This window comes from Arthrobacter sp. C152, assembly GCF_054890965.1.
Window position 1 is genome coordinate 111,870 of the sequence record NZ_JBTZSU010000006.1, and the last position, 19,950, is coordinate 131,819.

General features: G+C 66.9%; 22 protein-coding genes. 12 read left to right on the plus strand and 10 right to left on the minus strand.

Annotated features, from left to right (window positions below):
• Window positions 1–146: 146 nt before the first annotated feature.
• Complete coding sequence (locus tag ACYSM9_RS06310) at window positions 147–914, minus strand: permease (protein ID WP_461856130.1); 768 nt, start codon at window positions 912–914, stop codon at window positions 147–149.
• 329 nt (window positions 915–1,243) lie between these two features.
• On the opposite strand from ACYSM9_RS06310, the gene ACYSM9_RS06315 reads away from it, so the two are divergent.
• The 12 genes from ACYSM9_RS06315 (at window position 1,244) to asd (ending at window position 12,050) form a co-directional block, all read left to right on the plus strand.
• Window positions 1,244–1,942 carry a winged helix-turn-helix transcriptional regulator gene (locus ACYSM9_RS06315; protein ID WP_018769102.1) on the plus strand — a complete coding sequence of 233 codons (699 nt, stop codon included), beginning with the start codon at window positions 1,244–1,246 and terminating at the stop codon, window positions 1,940–1,942.
• A gap of 34 nt (window positions 1,943–1,976) precedes the next feature.
• Window positions 1,977–2,948, plus strand: a complete 972-nt coding sequence (mshD, locus tag ACYSM9_RS06320) for a mycothiol synthase (protein ID WP_461856131.1) — start codon at window positions 1,977–1,979, stop codon at window positions 2,946–2,948.
• A 128-nt stretch (window positions 2,949–3,076) separates the two neighbouring features.
• Window positions 3,077–5,326 (plus strand): RNA degradosome polyphosphate kinase, encoded by a 2,250-nt coding sequence (locus tag ACYSM9_RS06325; RefSeq protein ID WP_461856132.1) that lies wholly within the window; start codon window positions 3,077–3,079, stop codon window positions 5,324–5,326.
• An 11-nt stretch (window positions 5,327–5,337) separates the two neighbouring features.
• A complete protein-coding gene (locus ACYSM9_RS06330; protein ID WP_461856133.1) occupies window positions 5,338–6,306 on the plus strand; it encodes an NUDIX hydrolase in 969 nt (322 codons plus the stop codon).
• Between the two features lie 43 nt (window positions 6,307–6,349).
• Window positions 6,350–7,153, plus strand: coding sequence for a thymidylate synthase (locus ACYSM9_RS06335; RefSeq protein WP_461856134.1), 804 nt, complete (start codon window positions 6,350–6,352; stop codon window positions 7,151–7,153).
• Window positions 7,150–7,734 (plus strand): dihydrofolate reductase, encoded by a 585-nt coding sequence (locus ACYSM9_RS06340; RefSeq protein WP_461856135.1) that lies wholly within the window; start codon window positions 7,150–7,152, stop codon window positions 7,732–7,734. The genes ACYSM9_RS06335 and ACYSM9_RS06340 overlap by 4 nt, the downstream gene beginning before the upstream one ends.
• 4 nt (window positions 7,735–7,738) lie before the next feature.
• Window positions 7,739–7,957: an NF038396 family protein gene (locus ACYSM9_RS06345; protein WP_454482631.1), complete on the plus strand. Its 219-nt coding sequence runs from the start codon at window positions 7,739–7,741 to the stop codon at window positions 7,955–7,957.
• A 109-nt stretch (window positions 7,958–8,066) separates the two neighbouring features.
• On the plus strand, window positions 8,067–9,026 hold the full coding sequence (locus ACYSM9_RS06350) for a WXG100 family type VII secretion target (protein WP_461856136.1): 960 nt from the start codon (window positions 8,067–8,069) through the stop codon (window positions 9,024–9,026).
• Window positions 9,027–9,052: 26 nt separating this feature from the next.
• Window positions 9,053–9,709: a hypothetical protein gene (locus tag ACYSM9_RS06355; protein ID WP_461856137.1), complete on the plus strand. Its 657-nt coding sequence runs from the start codon at window positions 9,053–9,055 to the stop codon at window positions 9,707–9,709.
• Window positions 9,699–10,181 (plus strand): hypothetical protein, encoded by a 483-nt coding sequence (locus ACYSM9_RS06360; protein ID WP_461856138.1) that lies wholly within the window; start codon window positions 9,699–9,701, stop codon window positions 10,179–10,181. Before ACYSM9_RS06355 ends, ACYSM9_RS06360 begins: the two co-directional genes overlap by 11 nt.
• A gap of 283 nt (window positions 10,182–10,464) precedes the next feature.
• Window positions 10,465–10,857: a hypothetical protein gene (locus ACYSM9_RS06365; RefSeq protein WP_461856139.1), complete on the plus strand. Its 393-nt coding sequence runs from the start codon at window positions 10,465–10,467 to the stop codon at window positions 10,855–10,857.
• 62 nt (window positions 10,858–10,919) lie between these two features.
• Window positions 10,920–12,050 carry an aspartate-semialdehyde dehydrogenase gene (gene asd / locus ACYSM9_RS06370; RefSeq protein ID WP_461856140.1) on the plus strand — a complete coding sequence of 377 codons (1,131 nt, stop codon included), beginning with the start codon at window positions 10,920–10,922 and terminating at the stop codon, window positions 12,048–12,050.
• A 61-nt stretch (window positions 12,051–12,111) separates the two neighbouring features.
• Here the strand turns inward: asd and ACYSM9_RS06375 are convergent, their stop codons facing one another.
• The 9 genes from ACYSM9_RS06375 to ACYSM9_RS06415 all read right to left on the minus strand — a co-directional run bounded on the left by ACYSM9_RS06375 (window position 12,112) and on the right by ACYSM9_RS06415 (window position 19,816).
• Window positions 12,112–13,053 carry a hypothetical protein gene (locus tag ACYSM9_RS06375; protein WP_461856141.1) on the minus strand — a complete coding sequence of 314 codons (942 nt, stop codon included), beginning with the start codon at window positions 13,051–13,053 and terminating at the stop codon, window positions 12,112–12,114.
• Window positions 13,054–13,229: 176 nt separating this feature from the next.
• Window positions 13,230–14,333 (minus strand): winged helix DNA-binding domain-containing protein, encoded by a 1,104-nt coding sequence (locus tag ACYSM9_RS06380; protein WP_461856142.1) that lies wholly within the window; start codon window positions 14,331–14,333, stop codon window positions 13,230–13,232.
• A gap of 37 nt (window positions 14,334–14,370) precedes the next feature.
• Window positions 14,371–15,438 carry a UDP-N-acetylmuramate dehydrogenase gene (locus ACYSM9_RS06385; RefSeq protein ID WP_461856143.1) on the minus strand — a complete coding sequence of 356 codons (1,068 nt, stop codon included), beginning with the start codon at window positions 15,436–15,438 and terminating at the stop codon, window positions 14,371–14,373.
• 22 nt (window positions 15,439–15,460) lie between these two features.
• Window positions 15,461–16,738, minus strand: a complete 1,278-nt coding sequence (locus tag ACYSM9_RS06390) for an MFS transporter (protein ID WP_461856144.1) — start codon at window positions 16,736–16,738, stop codon at window positions 15,461–15,463.
• 10 nt (window positions 16,739–16,748) lie between these two features.
• Window positions 16,749–17,186 (minus strand): MaoC family dehydratase, encoded by a 438-nt coding sequence (locus ACYSM9_RS06395; protein WP_461856145.1) that lies wholly within the window; start codon window positions 17,184–17,186, stop codon window positions 16,749–16,751.
• A 2-nt stretch (window positions 17,187–17,188) separates the two neighbouring features.
• Window positions 17,189–17,650 (minus strand): FAS1-like dehydratase domain-containing protein, encoded by a 462-nt coding sequence (locus tag ACYSM9_RS06400; protein ID WP_221386424.1) that lies wholly within the window; start codon window positions 17,648–17,650, stop codon window positions 17,189–17,191.
• Window positions 17,651–17,715: 65 nt separating this feature from the next.
• Window positions 17,716–17,940 (minus strand): DUF3188 domain-containing protein, encoded by a 225-nt coding sequence (locus tag ACYSM9_RS06405; protein WP_221386423.1) that lies wholly within the window; start codon window positions 17,938–17,940, stop codon window positions 17,716–17,718.
• Between the two features lie 20 nt (window positions 17,941–17,960).
• Window positions 17,961–18,923 carry a DUF2797 domain-containing protein gene (locus tag ACYSM9_RS06410; protein WP_461856146.1) on the minus strand — a complete coding sequence of 321 codons (963 nt, stop codon included), beginning with the start codon at window positions 18,921–18,923 and terminating at the stop codon, window positions 17,961–17,963.
• Window positions 18,924–18,952: 29 nt separating this feature from the next.
• Window positions 18,953–19,816, minus strand: coding sequence for an HpcH/HpaI aldolase/citrate lyase family protein (locus ACYSM9_RS06415; protein ID WP_138133122.1), 864 nt, complete (start codon window positions 19,814–19,816; stop codon window positions 18,953–18,955).
• Window positions 19,817–19,950: the final 134 nt, after the last annotated feature.

Below are 19,950 nucleotides of genomic sequence, written 5' to 3' on the forward strand. Positions count from 1 at the left end.
TCCGGAAGAGGGTTGTCTACTTCTGGCCCTTGAAAAGGCGGTAGACCACGAAACCGGCGAACCAGGCCATGGACAGGCTCGCAATGCCGAGCAGGACAAGGAAGAAAATTTCAAATGCAAGTACGGACATGATGCCATCCTAACCGTTAGTAGATGAGTAGTTTGTCTATGAAGTAGGCCAGGGATCCCACCGCCGAGACAGGCGCCAGGCCCATGCCCAGGGCGGCAAGGATGTTCAGCGGCGCGCCGCGAAGAGTTGCGAGCCTGCGGAAGCTGGCCAGCACCGCCCCCACGACCACGCCGAAGACGGCGGCCGGGAGGACGGCGATATCCGACAGCACCAGCCCGGCGAGCGGGCCGGCCAGCCCGGCAAGGACGATTCCCAGCGGCGCCACAATACTGTCCGGCCACCGGATGAGCCCGGCCAGCAGGGCCACCGCGGCGCTGATGGCCGCCACCAGCAGCATTTCGCGGACCCCGTTAAAGCGGACGCCGGCGATCCAGCCGGCCCCCAGGCAGGACAGCAGCACGCCCACGCAGCATCCGAGGGTCGATTCGAGGCGCTGCGCCTGGCCGGTGCCGCGGATCAGCTGCACCACGAAGACGGCCATCATTCCCAGTGCCACGAAGGCAGGGGTCCAGTTGAGGTAGCCCGGCGCCGGGACCACGGCGGCGGCGACGGCGGCACCTGCACCAGGCAGGGCGATGACCGCGGCAAGGGTCTTCTTGGCCGGAATCCTCAGGAAGTGCGGCCAGCCGAGGCCCACGGCCGCGGCGATCAGAACGCCCACCCCGGCGAGGACCTGCGGCGAGGCGTACACGCCGGCGATGATGGCGATGAGTCCGGCGATCCCGACGACGCCGACCGCCCATGAGCCGAGCGAACGCACTGGGGCCTGCAATTCCGCCGTCATGCGGGGCCCGGCCTGTGCTTCGTCTGTGCACTCACTGCGCTGGTTTCCCATCCTCGCGTCGGCCCGAAGGGTGGTCGGCCCCCTCATGGCAGGGCTGGTCCGCCCTGGTCCAATCCTGCCTTATGTGAACGGCATATGTCGCAAAACGGCCTCCGCCCGGGCGTGGATCTGTGGTCCGGAACGCACTGCCGGGTATACTCAAGGTTCAGCTAAGCTCCCTGCGGAGGCGTCCCGGCCAGCGGCCGAAAACCTCCCGCGGGAAGCCAGTACCGGCCGGTGGAAATCCGGTTCAGTCGCCCAATGATGCGCGGACGGCCCTTGGAGGAACAATGTCGCACATCCTGTTACTGACCAACAGCACCGGTTCTTCGGTGGACATCCTGCCTGCCTTGGAATTGCTGAACCACCGGGTCCACATCCTCCCCGCCGAACCCACCGCCCTCCTGGAAACGGACCCCTGCGACATCGTCCTGCTGGACGCCCGCAAGGACCTTGTGGGGGCCCGCTCGCTCACCCAGCTCCTGAAGGCCACCGGCCTCAGCGCCCCCCTGGTGCTGATCCTGACCGAAGGCGGCATGGCCGCCGTTTCCTCGGCCTGGGCCGTCGACGACATCGTCCTGGATTCAGCCGGCCCGGCCGAAGTGGAAGCCCGCATCCGTCTTTCCGTGGCCCGGGCCGTCCCCGAGCAGGAGGACGCTCCCAGCGAAATCCGCGCCGCGGGCGTCATCATCGACGAGGCAAGCTACACGGCCCGCGTCAACGGGGCACCGCTGAACCTGACTTTCAAGGAGTTCGAGCTCCTCAAATACCTGGCCCAGCATCCCGGCCGGGTGTTCACCCGCCAGCAGCTGCTCACCGAAGTCTGGGGCTATGACTACTACGGCGGCACCCGCACGGTGGACGTCCATGTCCGGCGGCTGCGGGCCAAGCTTGGCGCGGACCACGAAAACCTGATCAGCACCGTCAGGAACGTGGGCTACCGCCTTACCCTGGTCCGGCAGCAGGAAGATGAGCTCACCGAGGCCTGAGCCCGGACCCGCCGTCGACGTATAGCCTTGCCTCATGACTGCAGCGCACCCGCAAAAGTGGCCCGTCCAGGTTGTCCGGGGCGGGGTTGACCCGCAACTCCTGAAAGACTGCCGCGACCTGCTCGCCGCGGCGGAGGAATCGGACGGCAACCCGTCCATTTCGGAGCAGACGCTGGTGACCATGCGCGCCGGCGACTCTGCCGAACACACGCTCCTGACCCTGGCCCTGTACGCCCCGGACGAGGACTCGGATCCCGCCACCGGCGAAGATCTGGCGGGGTTCGCCGTCGTGGTCGAAGAGTCCGGCGGCGGCGGCATCCTGGAGATCGCCGTCCACCCCGCCTACCGCAACCAGGGCGTGGCTGACCGGCTGGTCGGGGCACTGAAGGAGGCACGGGGTTTTGACGGGCTGAAGGCCTGGTCCCACGGCAACCACGAAGCCGCCGCCGACCTCGCGGCCCGGTACGGCTACGCGCCCGTGCGCGAATTGTGGAAGATGCGGATGACGACGGCGGACACGGACCTGCCCGACGCCGGCCTCCCGGACGGGGTCTCGATCCGCACCTTCGTGCCGGGCCGGGACGAGGAGGCCTGGCTGGCAGCCAACCGGGCCGCTTTCGCCCACCACCCGGAGCAGGGCAGCCTGACCCGGGCGGACCTTGACGCGCGGATGGCGGAGGACTGGTTTGACCCCGCAGGCTTCTTCCTGGCCGAAGACAGGGACGGCCGGCTGCTTGGCTACCACTGGACCAAGGTCCACCCCCGCCACGGCGCGCACCCGGCGATCGGCGAGGTCTACGTGGTGGGCGTAACCCCGGACGCGCAGGGCATGGGGCTGGGCAGGGCGATGACGATCGCCGGCATCAAGCACCTGAGGGACTCGGGCCTGTCGGCAGTGATGCTGTACGTCGACGCCGACAACGCCGCCGCCGTCTCGCTGTACCGGCGGCTGGGGTTCAGCCGCTGGGACATGGATGTCATGTACGGGCCGGTCGCGGCAGGCTGACCGCCTGGGCTGAAGCCGCACGTCGCGGCAAAAAGGCGGGGCGGAGGGCCTGTGAATGCTTGTAAGGTTGAAATCGAACCGTGCGGGGCGGATGCGCCGGCAGCACACCGGCAGGTAAAGGAGAAGCCATGAACCCGGAACCGTCCGGAACAGCCACGCCACAGGATGTCGCAGTGCCGGTGCGCGCCCGCTTCGGTTCCTCCGAGGTACCGGCATCACGGGCCACCCAGGACCGCATCGACATCCCGGAGTTCGCCCCGAACCTGCAGCCCGAAGGCGACATCCGCCCGGACAGGTTCCTGGACCGCGAGCTGAGCTGGCTTGCCTTCAACGCCCGGGTGCTGGAACTCGCCGAGGACCCCAACCTGCACCTGCTGGAGCGGGTGAACTTCCTGTCCATCTTCGCCTCCAACCTGGACGAGTTCTTCATGGTCCGGGTTGCGGGCCTGAAGCGCCGCATCGCCACGGGCCTGGCCGTGCCCTCCCCCGCCGGCCTGAGCCCGGTGGAGGTGCTGGAAAGGATCAGCGAAGCTGCGCACCGGCTCCAGGAGCGGCACGCGCAGGTCTATGCCGACCAGATCCGGCCCGCCCTGGCCCACGAGCACATCCACCTCATGCAGTGGGACGAGCTCGACGACGCCGCCCAGCAGCAGCTCAGCGTGATGTTTGCCGAGAAAGTCTTCCCCATCCTGACCCCACTGGCGGTCGACCCGGCCCACCCCTTCCCGTATATTTCGGGATTGTCCCTGAACCTTGCCGTGGTGGTCCGGAACCCGGTCAGCGACAAGGAGCTCTTTGCCCGCGTCAAGGTCCCGGACCAGCTGCCCCGCCTGATTTCCATCGACGGTCCGCGCGCCGGTGCGGTACCTGGCCGGGTGGCCCGGTTCATCTCCCTTGAGGACGTCATTGCCGTGCACCTGGACAAGCTGTTCCCGGGCATGGAGGTGCTGGAACACCACAGCTTCCGCGTCACCCGCAACGAGGATGTCGAGGTGGAAGAGGACGACGCCGAGAACCTCCTCCAGGCCCTGGAAAAGGAACTCCTCCGCCGCCGCTTCGGACCGCCGGTCAGGCTCGAGGTCACCACGGACATCAACCCGAACATCCGGTCGCTGCTGATCCGGGAACTGGGCGTCGAGGAGTCCGAGGTGTACTCTGTGCCCGCTCCCCTGGACCTGCGCGGCCTGTCCGTCATTGCCGGGATCGACCGCGCGGACCTGCACTACCCCAAGCACATGCCGCACACCTCGCGGTACCTGAATGAGTCCGAAACCTCCAAAGCAGCCAACGTCTTCGCCGCCATGCGCCGCCGGGACATCCTGCTGCACCACCCGTACGACTCGTTCTCCACCTCGGTGCAGGCGTTCCTGGAGCAGGCTGCTGCCGACCCCAAGGTGCAGGCCATCAAGCAGACCCTGTACCGGACCTCCGGCGACTCCCCCATCGTTGACGCCCTGATCGACGCCGCGGAGGCCGGCAAGCAGGTGCTGGCCCTCGTGGAGATCAAGGCCCGGTTCGACGAACAGGCCAACATTTCCTGGGCGCGGAAGCTGGAACAGGCGGGCGTGCACGTGGTGTACGGCATCGTGGGCCTGAAAACCCACTGCAAGCTCTCGCTGGTGGTGCGCCAGGAGGTTGACGGGCTGCGCCGCTACTGCCACATCGGCACCGGCAACTACCACCCGCGCACCGCGCGCTACTACGAGGACCTGGGCCTGCTGACCGCCAACGACCAGGTGGGCGAAGACCTGTCCAAGCTGTTCAACCAGCTGTCCGGCTACGCCCCCAAGTCCACGTTCAAACGGCTGCTGGTGGCACCGCGGTCCGTGCGGTCCGGGCTGATTGACCGGATCGAAACGGAGATCCGCAATGCCCGCGCCGGCGTGCCCGCGCGGGTCCAGATCAAGGTGAATTCCATGGTGGACGAAGCCATCATCGACTCCCTGTACCGTGCCTCCCAGGCGGGGGTGAAAGTCGACGTCGTGGTCCGCGGGATCTGCTCGCTGCGCCCCGGCGTCCCGGGCCTGAGCGACAACATCACCGTGCGCTCCATCCTGGGCAGGTTCCTGGAGCACTCCCGCGTGTTCGCCTTCGCCAACGGCGGCGACCCGGTGGTGTACATCGGCTCCGCGGACATGATGCACCGCAACCTGGACCGCAGGGTGGAAGCCCTGGTGCAGCTGGCCAGCCCCGACGACATCGCCTACGTCCTTGACCTCATGCAGCGGTACATGGCGCCGGAGACCTCAAGCTGGCACCTGGACAACGAGGGCGACTGGACCCGGCACCACCTGTCCGAGGACGGCAAGCCGCTGGAGGACGTCCAGTCCTGGCTGTTGGCTTCCCGGCCCCGCCAGCGCAGCCTGAGCCGGCGATAAGGACCGCGGCATTGTCGAGCGATGCACTCGTAGCTGACCAGACAGACCATCCCGGTGAACCGATAGCGGTTGTCGCTGCCGGCGCCCTGCCGTGGCGGGTCGTCAAGGACAGGCTGGAAGTCCTCCTGATCCACCGGCCGCGGTACGACGACTGGTCCTGGCCGAAAGGGAAGATCGACGACGGCGAGACCATCCCTGAGTGCGCCGTCCGCGAGGTCCGGGAAGAGATAGGCCTCGACGCCGCGCTGGGGATTCCGCTGCCCCCGATCCACTACCACGTTGCCTCGGGCCTGAAAGTGGTGCACTACTGGGCGGTCAAGGTGAACGGTGCCCGGCTGGTTCCGGACGGCAAGGAGGTGGACAGCGTCATGTGGTGCAGCCCCGAAAGGGCGGCTTCGCTGCTGTCCAACCCGTCCGACGTCGTACCCCTTGAGTACCTCCGGGAAGCGCACGTCCGGCGCGAGCTGGACACCTGGCCGCTGATCGTCCTCCGGCACGCCAAAGCCAAGCCCCGCTCGTCCTGGTCGAAAGCCGAGGGGGAACGACCGCTCGCGGCCACGGGGACCCGGCAGGCGCAGGCGGTGGGCCGGCTGCTGCAGGCGTGGAAGCCGTCCAGGGTGGTCACCAGCCCCTGGCTGCGGTGCGTGGCGACGGTGGCGCCCTACGCCAAGACGTCCGGGGCGAAGGTGAAACTGGTGGAGGCACTGACCGAGCACCGCCACCACCGCAGCCCCAGGAAGACGGCCAGCGTCGTTGAGGCGCTGTTCGACAAGCAGCGGACCGTGGTGGTCTGCACGCACCGGCCGGCCCTTCCCACGGTGCTCCGCCAGGTGGCCGGGCACATGCCGGCGAGGCTTGCCAGCCTCCTGCCGGCGAAGGAGCCCTACCTGTCGCCGGGGGAAGCATTGGTGTGCCACGTGGCCACCGACGGCAAGCACAGGATTGTGGCCGTGGAACAGGTCAAGCCGTTCGACGACTAGCGGCTTCACCCGGGCCAGGGTCTGCGCCCAGTAGACTTGAGGCGTGAGCATCCCAACGCCCTATGAAGACCTCCTGCGCGATGTCCTGGCAACCGGCACGCACAAATCGGACCGCACCGGCACCGGAACCACCAGCGTTTTCGGACGCCAGATGCGGTTTGACCTGGCCGAAAGCTTCCCGCTGATCACCACCAAGCGGGTCCACTTCAAGTCCGTGGCGGTGGAACTCCTGTGGTTCCTGCGCGGCGAAACCAACATCCAGTGGATGACGGACCAGGGCGTGACCATCTGGAATGAATGGGCGGACGAGGACGGCGACCTGGGCCCGGTGTACGGCGTGCAGTGGCGCAGCTGGCCCACTCCCGACGGCGGCCACATCGACCAGATCGCCGAACTGGTGAAGAACCTGAAGTCCAACCCGGACTCGCGCCGGCACATCGTCTCGGCCTGGAACGTCTCCGAGCTCGACGACATGGCGCTGCCGCCCTGCCACGCGTTCTTCCAGTTCTATGTGGCCGACGGCAAGCTCTCCTGCCAGCTCTACCAGCGCTCCGCGGACATGTTCCTGGGCGTGCCGTTCAACATCGCCTCCTATGCACTGCTCACCTGCATGATCGCCCAGCAGGTGGGACTGCAGCCGGGGGAATTCGTCTGGACCGGCGGCGATGTGCACATCTACGAAAACCACATGGACCAGGTCCTCAAGCAGCTCGAACGCGAACCGTACGAGTACCCGCAGCTGAAGATCACCCGCAAGCCGGAATCGATTTTCGACTACACGCTGGAGGACTTCGACGTGGTGGGCTACAAGCACCACCCCACGATCAAGGCGCCGATCGCGGTATGAGCACCGAAAAATACACGGATCCGCAGTCCTTCACCGAGGAGCTGGCAGCTTCGGTCACGGGCGTGGGACTGGTGTGGGCGCAGACGGCCGACGGCGTGATCGGCAAGGACGGGGACATGCCCTGGCACCTGCCGGAGGACCTGAAGCACTTCACCCGGCTCACCACCGGCCACCCGGTGATCATGGGGCGCAAGACCTGGCTGTCCTTTCCCGACAAGTACCGTCCCCTGCCCGGCCGCACGAACATCGTGATCACCCGGCAGAAAGACTGGGCGAAGACGCCCGAGGCGGAAGGCGCCGTCGTGGTTCCTTCCCTCGATGACGCGCTCCTTGAGTCGCAGTTCGTCGACGGCGGCGAGACCGTCTGGATCCTGGGCGGCGGCGACGTCTTCCGCCAGTCCACCGAGCTCGCCAACGTCGCGGTGGTCACCACCATCGACGTCAAGGCCGACGGCGACACGTTCGCCCCCGAGCTTGGCACCAGTTGGGAGGCGTCCGCCTCCGTCCCGCCGGACGGCTGGCTGACCGCCGCCAACGGCACGCGCTACCGCTTCACCAAATGGTCACGGACCGAGGGCTAGGAACATGCTGAAGAAACCGGAAACCCTGTTCGTGCTGGGGTACATGCTGCTGCCCCTGCTGGCGCTGCTGTCCGCGATCGTGGGGCTTACCATGATCCTGGGCGGCAACAAGATCGCCGGCGCCATCGTGCTGGTGGTGGTGACGCAGGTCTTCGCGTTTGGCGCGTTCTTTGCGCTGCGCGCGCGGAAGGCCGCCGTGCTGGAGCAGTCCGACCGGGGTTAGCGTTGTCGGCAGTGCATGGGGAGGCCGCCCCATCGCGGCCGGCATGATCCTGGCCTAGGCTGGGCAGCGCACTCTGGGGGTGCCGGATGGATATTGGGGGGAATTCCTGGTGCCAGGAACTTTGTGGGGCGCCGACGTGGCGCAGTTGCGGACTCTCGCGCAGCAGTTGAGCAAGACGGCGGACCTGCTGCAGCAGCAATCGACCCAGCTGAGCGGCCAGATCAACAACAACAATCCGGCGTGGAAGGGCGCAGACGCTTCCCGCTTCCGGTCCGACTGGAATGGCAGCCACCGGGCGCTGCTCCAGCAGACCGTCTCGCGGCTGCAGCAGGAGTCAAAGATGCTGCTGAAGAACGCCGATGAGCAGGAGAAGGCCAGTGCGGCGCCCGGCGGCCTGCCCGGTCTCTCAGCGGGCGCCCCGCTCACGCCCTTCGTTCCCCTGGCTCCAAGCTGGCTGTCAAATGGAAACTCGCCGTTCCGGAGCGGTTGGGATGCCTACAACGGCGTGTTGGGTTTGAAAACAGTCCCGCTTGGTGTCCGTGATATCGGCCAGTTCGCCAGTGTTTACGGAGACGAGGTAGTGGACGCTCCTCTTAAGGTCTGGAATAAGGCGCTTTGGGAGACAGCGCAACGGCAAGACCCGCTGCGGGGTCTCTTTTCAGGGACCCCTGATCTTCTCAGCGCAAAATTCGGCGATTTTGCCCAAATGACCCGTGGCCTGGACGGGGCCGAAATCGGAAAGTACACCAAGTTCGGACTCAATTCCTTGGGCCATTCGCTGGGTGCGGTAGGCGTAGAACTCGATGGTCTCGACACGGTGAATGCCGTCCGGGCAGGCGAGACCGGCGATGCATTACGGTCCGGCACGAAGGCAGTTTTGGGTGCGTTGTCCTTCGCACCTCCACCAATTGGGGTCTCCTGCATGGTGATCAGTGGCGCTTGGGCGGCAGTAGAGCTGATTCCAGGTGCCAAGGACGCGATAGAGGACACTTTTGATGGCCTCGGCAATGCCTTCGAGGACGCTGGCAAGAGCGTCAGCGATGGCGTCAAAGACTTCTTCGGCTGGTGAATGGCCCCGATGAGAGGAAGACGATAATGACGGAAGTTAAGGATACGCAGGACCACTCGTTGGGATTCGGGATCGCAGACCTCGCTTACGTCCTTCAACTCCAAGACACACCAGCGTCACTGACCAGCGCTGAACGGCTCCGGCTACTCGCTGAATCACGGGATACGGGACTGGTGCGGGCCGGGCTGTCGTCCCTGATAGCACGCGGGCTCGCCAAAGTGGCGCCGGATTCTGTCGTTACCTTCGATCCCCGCGTGGACGTTGTCGCGTACACGGTTGGCCATGCGGTGCGATGGACCCAGTTGGACCTTTTCAAATCCAGCGATTTGGGTGACACCGTACTGCATGTGGAGTCCGACAAGACACGACTGCTTTTTCAGCCAAGGACGATGTTGACGTGGTTTGCGGTGCCGCAGGATTCCACTGTCTCGGCAGAAGCGGCCGAAACGTACCTGATAAGCGAGCATCTCCGGGAAAATCCGGGCGGTGGCGTACGTATCAGAACCGAAGGTGCCGCAGGACAGGTCGAACTTGTCGTAAAACGTGATAAGGGAAACTGGGTGTGCGCCACCGTTGAAGATGGTGTTGTGGGCGATCAAAGATCAGCGGCGGATGAAAAGGCTTTGCTGAGCGTCCTCCAGGAAGTACGCGCCTCAGCTGGACGGGACGACGATGGAAAGTAAGACCTCTGCGAAAGTAAGAAGCGATCGCAAGTATTTCTTTGCCCAAGACGATGGCCGGCAGATTTTCGCCTACACGGAAGCCGAGTGGGGCGCTGGGGGCGCGCAGCCTTTCGGCAATTACACTGCGCGCAGCGTCGCCAGCATGTCATTGCTGGTTGCCTTTTTGACGGTTCCAGCAGTTGTGGGTCCGGTCTTGCTTGTCCTCGGTGTAATCAGCCTTCACCTGGGCGCGATCCTGTTCTCGTTTATCCTGAGCGTGCTGTGCACGGGCGGTTGGCTCCTCACCGCCAGGTCCCTTCGGGGGGAACTGCGGGCGCGGCGGCTTCGCCGGGAACGGGGCCTGCCCCGTCCTTCTGTTGTTGTTACAGACGACCAGGCCCGTGAATGGTTCACTGGCCACCCCGGCATCATTCCCGTCTCCAGGGAGAACTTCCCGGAAAGCACGTACCCGTTCCCGGAAGAGGTTCGGTGAGTGTCTGCCCTCATTCGCCGCCGTCGCGGTTTTCTCCATCCTTCTTGTGCCTGGACCTACCTGGCAGGGGGAGCCGGTGGTTTTGACCGGGAAGCGGAGCGGCACGGCTATCACGCCGATGAGCTGAGGCCGCTACCGGACGGCGGTCGACCGTTCTGGGGCGCCCTGGTCCTTACCGCGTTCAGCGTCTTTGGAGCCTGGTACGCCTTCGGTACGGCGAGGGATGAATATCGGGCCAAGCAACTGCGTAAGGAACGACACGCACCGGAACCAGGAGCAGGACATGTCAACGAATGAACCGCACGGCAAGCATGGGGTGCCCACCGGAGAAAACGAAGAGCGGATCCTCCACCGCACCGTGACGGGTGAACTGCACAGTTACTCACGGGAGGAACTCGGCGTAGTCACAGCGAGCTCGCACGCGCAGGTGCGGTCCGCCGTCGGCTTTCTGGTGCTTGCTGTCTTCTTCGCGGCCGTGTCAGTCTTTTCTGTCCTGCTGCTGGCCGCGCCCACCAGCAGGGGACAAAGCCCTATGTGGAGCGCCCTTTTCCTGACGGTAATGGGCGTGGCCGGCGTCCTCTACGCCGTTCGGATGGCGAAGGTGGCGTCGAGGGCCAAACGGCTGCGGGCGGAGCGCGGTATCCCTGAACCGACAGTGCGCCAGTTCGACCGGTAGGCGTCGGCACGGCGTGACGTAACCGACTGCGTCCTTCCGGATGCGAAGTCTAAACTGATCCAATGACTACAGCAGCTACCCCTTCCGTCGGCCTGGTCGGATGGCGCGGCATGGTCGGCTCCGTCCTGATGCAGCGCATGCAGGACGAGGGCGACTTCGCCAACATCAACCCGGTGTTCTTCTCCACCTCCAACGCGGGAGGTGCCGCGCCGTCCTTCGCTGACGGCGCCGGCAAGCTCGAGGACGCGTTCGACCTCGACACCCTGGCCAAGCTGCCCATTATCGTCACCGCCCAGGGCGGCGACTACACCAAGCAGGTCCATGGCGACCTGCGCGGCCGCGGCTGGGACGGACTCTGGATCGACGCCGCCTCCACCCTGCGCATGAACGACGATTCCATCATCGTGCTGGACCCCATCAACCGCGACGTCATCGACAAGGGCCTGGTCAACGGCACCAAGGACTTCATCGGCGGCAACTGCACCGTGTCCTGCATGCTGATGGGCCTCGGCGGCCTGTTCAAGAACGGCCTGGTGGAGTGGGGCACCTCCATGACCTACCAGGCAGCCTCCGGCGGCGGCGCCCGGCACATGCGCGAGCTGCTCAGCCAGTTCGGCACGCTCAACGCCGAGGTCAGCACGGAACTGGACGACCCGGCGTCGGCCATCCTGGACATCGACCGCAAGGTCCTGGCCCACCAGCGCACCGACATTGACACCACCCAGTTCGGTGTGCCGCTGGCCGGCTCCCTGATCCCCTGGATCGATGCTGACCTGGGCAACGGACAGTCCAAGGAAGAGTGGAAGGCCGGGGTGGAGACCAACAAGATCCTGGGCACCTCCGAGGACAACCGGGTGATCATGGACGGCCTCTGCGTCCGCATCGGCGCCATGCGCTCCCACTCCCAGGCACTCACTCTCAAGCTCCGCGAGGACCTGTCTGTCGCCGAAATCGAGAAGCTGCTGGATGAGGACAACCAGTGGGCGAAGGTGGTTCCCAACACCAAGGAAGCCTCTATGGCGGACCTGACCCCGGTGGCCGCCTCCGGCACCCTGGACATCCCCGTGGGCCGCATCCGCAAGATGGAGATGGGCCCGGAGTACATCAGCGCCTTCACCGTGGGCGACCAGCTCCTCTGGGGTGCCGCCGAGCCGCTGCGCCGCATGCTCAACATCGCCACCGGTAACCTGTAGCGCCTACAGCTGCCTCACGGGCGGCCCTGCCCCGCATAACCGTTGCTGCCCCCAGCACCGGTTATGCGGGCCGGGGCCGCTTTTGCATATCCAGAAAAGCGAACAGCCTGTGCCGCAGCTCCCCGGGCCGGTCGAGCTGCTTCCAGTTGACCCGGAAAACCGCCCAACCCTGCTCCTGCAGTGCGTTCTCCCGGCCGCGCTCGGCAAGCAGAACATCCTCGGTGGGAGCGTAATCGGTGTATTTCGCCCGGCCGTCGAATTCGATGATGACCCGGGCCTCCGGATCCGCGAAGTCCGCCCTGAAAAGACCTGCACGCGTGGAGATCTCTACCTGCGGGGTGAAATTCTGCAAGCCGAATGAATGCAGCAGCAGCCGCGTCCGCGTCTCCCCCGCCGATTCCGACCGGCCATCCAGCACGGCCAGCAGGTCCGCCGCCCTTCGGCTGCCACGCTTGGTCGGGCTCCCATCGAGCAGCCGCTGCATGGACTCGAGGCTTGCGCCCTTCCGCAGTGCGTGGTCGCCGATCACCGCAGCCTCGTCCAGCGGCAGGATCCGGGCGCAATCCAGGACCGTCCGCTCGAGGCTGGTGGTGAGAATTTCGCGCCCGTCCAAGGTCCACAGCGATATGCGCTCTTCATCGGCCAGGGGTAGCAGGTGCGTGCGGACATCCGTCCCGGCACTGGATCTCGAATTCGAGTATCCAGTGGTGATGTGGATCAGTGGCGGTGACTTCCAGACACTGCAACCATGCAGCCTGGCGGCGCTTACGTGGCTGTAGCGGGACAGGCCTCCCGTGGATTCGTAATGTGCGGTGGTCAGCAGTCGATCCCTCTCCCATGGTTTGGCGGCTTGCCACTCCTGCTGCCTCACGTAGGCCCCTCTGCGCGGGAGGACCAGCACACCGTTCCGGACCGCGGCGGCCAGAGCCCGGCCATCGAAGCCCGCTGCCGCCATTTGCCGCAACGATGCGACGGGCGCACCCGGCCACTTCGCGTCGACCAATGCCCGCACTTTTCCGGAACCCATGGTTTAAGGGTGGCCTGGTGGGAGGAGACCGGGCACCCGCGGACTGCCGTATGTGGACAGCGACCGGCCCAGGACGGCACTGCCCCACATGAGCGGTGCTGCCCCTCGCCGGTTATGCGGCTAAGGGCCGGTTAAGCGGGCAGGAGTCTGCGTCATGCGGCCAGGAACGCCAGGTAGTTCCGGGCGGCCTTGGTGAGGGCTGCCTGCGCTGCGGGGCCCAGCGTCACGGTCCCGTCAAAGAGTTCAGGTACGACGGCGGCGCCCGGCCCCGAGCCCTGCAGCGCCCAGGTGCCCACCACCTTCCCCGCCGCGACCACCGTCTTCTTGAACACACCGTTTCCGCCGGGAACGATCAGGTCGGAGTGCTCCGGCGCCAGGACGGCGGACCGGTCCGTGTAGCCGAGGACGAACTCATCGAATCCGGGCAGCAGGTGCACTGACCGGGCGCCGGGAAGTCCGGAGTCCAGGAGTGCCGCCACATCGGGTGAGAGCCAGTAGCCGGCACCCTCGAACTCCAGTTCCACCAGCTCGTCCCGTACGCTTTCAAAAGCAGCCCGCACCTCGGTCAGCGGCAGCTGGGTCCACCAGGCGAAGTCGCGGAGCGTTGCCGGGCCGTGGCTGCGGAAATAGCGGAGCGCAAACTCCGCGATCCCCTCCTCGCGGCCGAGGCTGCGGGACTCTGGAATCCATTGCTCGAAGGAGGCGATCAGCTGCTGGTTTCCCGACAGCGGACCCAGTACCAGCCAACCATGCCGGCACAGCGAGCCGAGCAGATGGATCCCCCTTTGGCCTTGGGTCGGCTGGCCGGCGGCGTCGAAGACCCGGAACAGTTCGGCGCGGCTGACCGGACCTTCAGCCGAGATGTGCTCCAGCGCGAGGTCGCGGGCCTTCTCCACGTCCGCCCACGTAATCTCCAGCTGCCGGTGGCGGCCCGCGATGCTCCTGGTGAGCCGTTCGGCCGTGAGGTCCAGCATCCAGCGCAGATCTTCCGGAGCCACAAGGTGCAGCGTCCCGCGCATGGGCCAGGACCGGACAACAGCTCCGGAATCGATGGCGGCACGCACCTGGGAAATTCCCGCGCCGGGCACCCGGGCCCCGATTGCCCACAGTGCTGCCGGCAGGTCCTGCGCCTGCATGGCGGTCATCCACCGGACCAGCTCCGGCACAGACGTGGCCTGCATCCCGGCAAGCCGCTGGGACGCCAGCCGGAGCCTGCCAACCATCCTGCCCCCGCGCAGGGCACCAGATTCAGCCATGCGCCCATCCTAGGCCGGGCGCGGCCTTGGGGGGCGGCTAGAGTTCGAGGCCGATGAGGAGCGGCTCCGGGTGCAGCGAAATGCCGAAGCAGCGTTCGACGCCGGCACGCACCTCCCGGGCGACGGCCAGCATGTCCGCGGCGCTGGCTGCGCCGCGGTTGGTGATGGCGAGCGTGTGCTTGGTGGACAAGGAGGCCCGGCCACCCGACACGCCGTCGGGCTCCAGGCCGAAGCCCTTGCCGAATCCTGCCTGGTCAATCAGCCAGGCGGCGGAGAGTTTCACCAGGCCATCGCTTCCGGCCGGGTAGCGGGGTGCCGTTTCCGGCAGCATGTCCGCCACCTCGGCGGGCACGATGGGGTTGGTGAAGAACGAACCCGTGGAGTACGTGTCCCGGTCCGCAGCGTCCCACACCATACCCTTGGAAGCACGGAGCCGGAGGACCTCGCGGCGGACGTCGTTGGAGTATGCCCGCTTGCCCGGCTCCACGCCAAGCGACCGGGCGAGCTCGGCGTAGCGGATGGGCGCGCTCATCCGGCCCAGCGGCAGCTGGAATTCCACCGTCAACACGATGTACCGCGGCGAGCCGTTCACCGTGGTCTGTTTGAGGATGGAGTCGCGGTAGCCGAACTTCAGCTCGGAGTTGGTGAAGGTCTTCACGGCGTTCTGTTCGCGGTCCCAGGTGCGGACGGCTGCGATGGTCTGGGAGACCTCGGCGCCGTAGGCACCAACGTTCTGCACCGGCGTCGCCCCGGTGGAGCCCGGGATGCCGGACAGGGCCTCGATCCCGGACCAGGCGTGGCGGACGGCGTGCTCCACCAGTTTGTCCCAGTTGTGGCCAGCCTGCACCACCACGGCCACTCCGCCGCAGGAGTCCTCCGCGTTGACGGTGAACCCCTCGGAGGCGATCTTCACGACGGTCCCGGGGAACCCGTCGTCGGACACCAGGAGGTTGGAGCCTCCGCTGATGATCAGGACCTGCTCCCCCGCCGCATCCGCCGACCTGACGGCGTCGATGATCTCAGCCTCGGTCCGGGCCTCGACGAACTTGCCGGCGGGGCCACCGACGGCGGACGTGGTCAGGGAGGAAAACAGGGTTGGAGTCACCCGTCCACAATACTAGGGAAACCTAGGCAGCCTTCCGGGCCACCGGCGACAGGACGAAGCTCACCGCAAGCATCACCATGACCGCCAGCAGCGAATGCAGGATGCCCACGTGTTCGGCCAGCAGGCCCAGCAGCGGTGGTCCGCAGAGGAACGCGGCGTAGCCGATGGTGGACACCACCGAGACCCGGGCGGCGGCCATGGCCGGGTCATCGGCCGCGGCGGACATGCCCACCGGGAAGCCGAGGGAGGCGCCCAGCCCCCAGGCGGCAAGTCCCACGTAGGCCAGCCAGGGCGCGGTGGCGAAGACGAACACGCCCAGGCCCACGACAGCCAGGGCGGCGCACCATCGCATGACCGGCACGCGGCCAAAGCGGTCCAGCACGACTGTTCCGGCGAAGCGTCCGACGGTCATGAATGTCACGAACAGTCCGTAGCCGGCGGCGCCGGCAGCATCGGTCTGGCCGTGGCCGTCCGCCAGGGCAAGGGCCACCCAGTCCCCCGCCGCGCCCTCGGCCAGTGCGAGGCCCAGCACCAGGACGCCCAGCAGCAGGGTCCGCCGGTCCCGCCACGCCTGCGCTATCTTGCGTTTGTTGTCCAGCGGTGCGCCACCGGATGCGGTTCCGGCGGCAATGACGGGGATGGGACCTGTGACCGGGTCCTCGAAGTTGTCCGGGACGTAGGCCCGCTCCCCCGCCGCGGGGGTGATGTCGGCACGGAACCGGGCCGCCGCCGTCGCCACCGACACCGCGACCACCGCACCTGCCGCAGCGAGGTGCCAGAACACCGGCAGGGACACTGCCGCGGCACCTGCGCCCAGTCCGGCGCCCGCAACGGTCCCCAGGCTGAACGCGCCGTGCAGCCGCGGCATGATGTGCCGGCCCACGGCCCGTTCCACCGCGGCGCCTTCAACGTTGGACGCCGTGTTCCAGCTGCCGGTACCCAGTCCGATGACTGCCAGCCCCACGGCTGTGGCCACCGGGCTGGATAACACGGTTGTGCCAAAACCGGTAGCCAGCAGGCCGGCACCCACCATGATGCTTCCGGTCCGGATGGTCCGCTTGGATCCCAGCCGCAGCACCACCAGCCCTGATGCTGAGACGGAGGCGAAGGATCCCAGCGTCATGCAGAGCAGGAGGATCCCGATGTTGCCGGGAGTGAGGTCCAGCGCGTCCCGGATGGCCGGAAGCCGGGAAACCCAGGAGGCGAAGGCGAGGCCGCTGGCTGCATAGGCCACCACCACCGCGTTGCGCCACTGCCTCACCTGAAGGGAGGTGGCCGCGGTTCCCGCGCCTGCGCTCAAGGGCGGGCGCTCAAGACAGCTTGACGAGCGCCTGGGCCTTCATCAGGACCTTCTGCCCGGCCGAGACGACGGTGAGGTCCACACGCGCGGTGCCGGCATCGGCGTCGAGCTTGCCGATGGTGCCGCTGACCTCAATGGTGGCGCCGGGCTCCTGCGTGCCCGTGGTGTCGGTGACCAGGACGGGCTTGGTGAAGCGGGTCTGGAAATCGACGACGGCGCCCGGGTCACCCGCCCAGTCACTGACCAGCTGGACAGCGGAGCCCATGGTGAACATGCCGTGGGCGATGACGCCGGGCAGTTCCACGCTCGTGGCGAAGGCCTCGTTCCAGTGGATGGGGTTGAAGTCGCCCGACGCGCCGGCGTACTTGACCAGGTCGGTGCGGGTGACCTCGATGGTGCGGCTGCCGATCTCCTGGCCGGCGCTGAGTTCGTTGAAGGTGGGGCTCATGGTTACTGTCCCTCTCCGCGGACCAGGATGGATGACGTGGTGGTGGTGACGTGTTCGCGGGCGTCGCCGTCACCGAGGGCGAAGATCTCGGAGCGGGTGGTGATCATGGCGCCGCCGCCCATGGCCCGGACGCCGTCGACGTGCAGTTCCGCGATGAGGCGGTCCCCGGCGACGATGGGCCGGTGGTGCGTGAAGCGCTGGTCGGCGTGGACCACGCGGGAGAAATCGATGCCGGCTGCCGGATCCTCGATCAGCTGGGCGTCGGCGCGCTGGGCGATGATGATGGCGAACGTGGGCGGGGCCACGAGGTCGCGGTGGCCCAGGGCCTTGGCTGCGTCGAGGTCGAAATGTGCAGGGTGGGTGGCTTTGACGGCGCGGGCAAACTCGCGGATCTTCTCGCGTCCGACGTCGTACACCTCTGCGGCAGGGTAGCTTCGCCCCTGCAGGTCCGGATTGATAGTCATGGCCTCCAGCCTATCGCCCGGTCAGTGGCGGCCGGAAAAGCCCGCCGGTACCGTTCCGGCGGCGGCTAGCGGCGCAGGTTCTTGCGGATCGCCTGGCCACGGACCACGATGCCGGCCACATGCAGGACGAGGCCCAGACCGATCAGCGGCAGGGAGGCCATGGCCAGCCCCTGGTTGCCACTGGTGTTGCCCACCAGGTTGAGGATGATGCCGACGGCGATCAGTCCCATCGCGCTGAAGACCAGGACTTTGTAGCGGGTTGGCGCGGTGGCCCAGAATTCGTTCAGCACCCAGCCAGTTTACCGGGCCGTCAGAACAGGGACTCCTGGACCGCCGGCACCGCCGAGGCATAGTCACCCAGGACGATGGTCCGGGCGGCCAGTTGGGACAGGTTGACCACGAACTCGGGACCGGTGCCGTCCAGCCGGGCCAGTGCGTTCGGCCCGCTCAGCGCGGCGATGTCGAAGCCGTGCCGGCCTGTGTCCAGCGGGTGCGGGTAGGCGTGGCGGAAAGCGTCACTCCCGTAGAGGGCGTCGGCCCGGGCCGGCCGGACCCATTGCTCCTCCACCGCCTCGAAGCCGTCGACGGCGGTGTGCGCCAGCAGCGCCCGCACCTGGGCGGCGGCGCGGGTATTGATGGCGTCCATCTGCCTGGGCGGGAGCGGCTGCAGCAGGGCGTCCGCCTTGGCTGCGGACCGGATCTGCTGCGTCAACCCGGCTTCCGAGCTCACCAGGTCCTCGAGGATACGCACCACCCGGCCGTCCTCCGCGCGTGCCACGTACCTCGCGGCAGCCGCGCCCTGCTCCGCGAGCCGGTTCCACTTCCGTGGGCCGGACGCCGTCCCCACCTTGGTGGCACCGCCGGCGAACGTGGCCACATAGAGCCAGTGTTCCTGCATCAGGTAGTCCCGCAGCCCCGGAGTGACCCGGCCGCCGCGGTGGAAGTCGTGCATCAGCCGGGATTCGTCCAGCATGAAGCAGCGCCCGCACTGCTTGCCCTTCGATGCCGCGGCACCAGCCGTACACAGGATGTGTTCCCGCCGCGATGGGGAATGAACCACCACGTGCCCCAGGCAGGACCTGCCCGGCTGGACCACCTCAAAGCCCAGGCGCGCACCGGCGTGGAGGCCGAGCTGCCGGAACTCCCCGTCCGGTGACTGGAGGCGCAATACCGGGGCGCCGCCGTCGTCAGCTGATTTATCGGTTTCCGTGGGCTGGACAGCCGGCGGCCCATCCCAAAAGACCCCGTGGACCAGATAGCGGGTATCGGTCAACGGGGCCTCCTGAAGATATGTGGGCGGCACTACAGTGCGGGCTGCACCCCGAAGGCGACCGCGAGCTTCATGATCTTCTCGGCGCGGCCCAGGCGGGGCAGGTCGGAGCCGTCACGGATGACGCGGCCGTTGGCTTCGAAGTCCGCCATGAAGTCGGTGGCCCAGGCGACGTCGGACGGCGTGGGGCTGATGACCTCGTTGATGACGGGGGTCTGGTCGATGGCCAGGCACAGCTTGCCGGTCATGCCCATCATCACGGTGATGCCGGTCTGCTCGCGCAGGATGGGGTGGTTGGTGCCCACGGTGGGTCCGTCGATGGGGCCCGGCAGGTTGCCCACGCGGCTGGCCACGACGAGCTTGGCGCGCGGGTAGGCCATGGCCTCGGGGGTGGCGGCCATGCCGGTGTCGCGGCGGAAGTCGCCGGAGCCGAAGGCCAGGCGGAAGGCGCCCTGGGCCTTGGCGATGTTGTTCGCTTCCTCGATGCCGACGGCGGATTCCACCAACGGAATGACGGGGGTCTTGCCGTCCATGCGGTGGAAGCTCTCGGTGACCTGGTCCGCGGATTCGGTCTTGGCGAGCATGACGCCGAGCAGGCCGGGGGTGCCCCGCAGGCCGGCAAGGTCATCGGCCCAGAACGGGCTGGTGGCGTCGTTGATGCGGACCCAGGCCTTGCCGCCGGCCGTGAGCCAGTCGATCACGTTGTTCCGGGCCTGGTCCTTCTGGGAAGGGTCCACGGCATCTTCAATATCCAGGATGATCGAGTCGGCGCGGGACACGGCCGACTGGTCGAACAGTTCCGGCTTCATGGCGTTCACGAGGAGCCAGGAGCGGGCGATCTCTGCAGGGATATTGCGTTCCGGCCTTACGGTCTCGGTGGCGATGGTAGACGTCATGTATCTACCGTATCCGGCCCGGCAGCGGCGCGGCGAAGAAAACGGCCAGCTTGTGAGGTTCAATACGAACTAAACGGTTGTGACTGGCGCCCGCGCCCCTGTCAAGCCGCTTCTTCAACGGAAAGTAGGTAGCA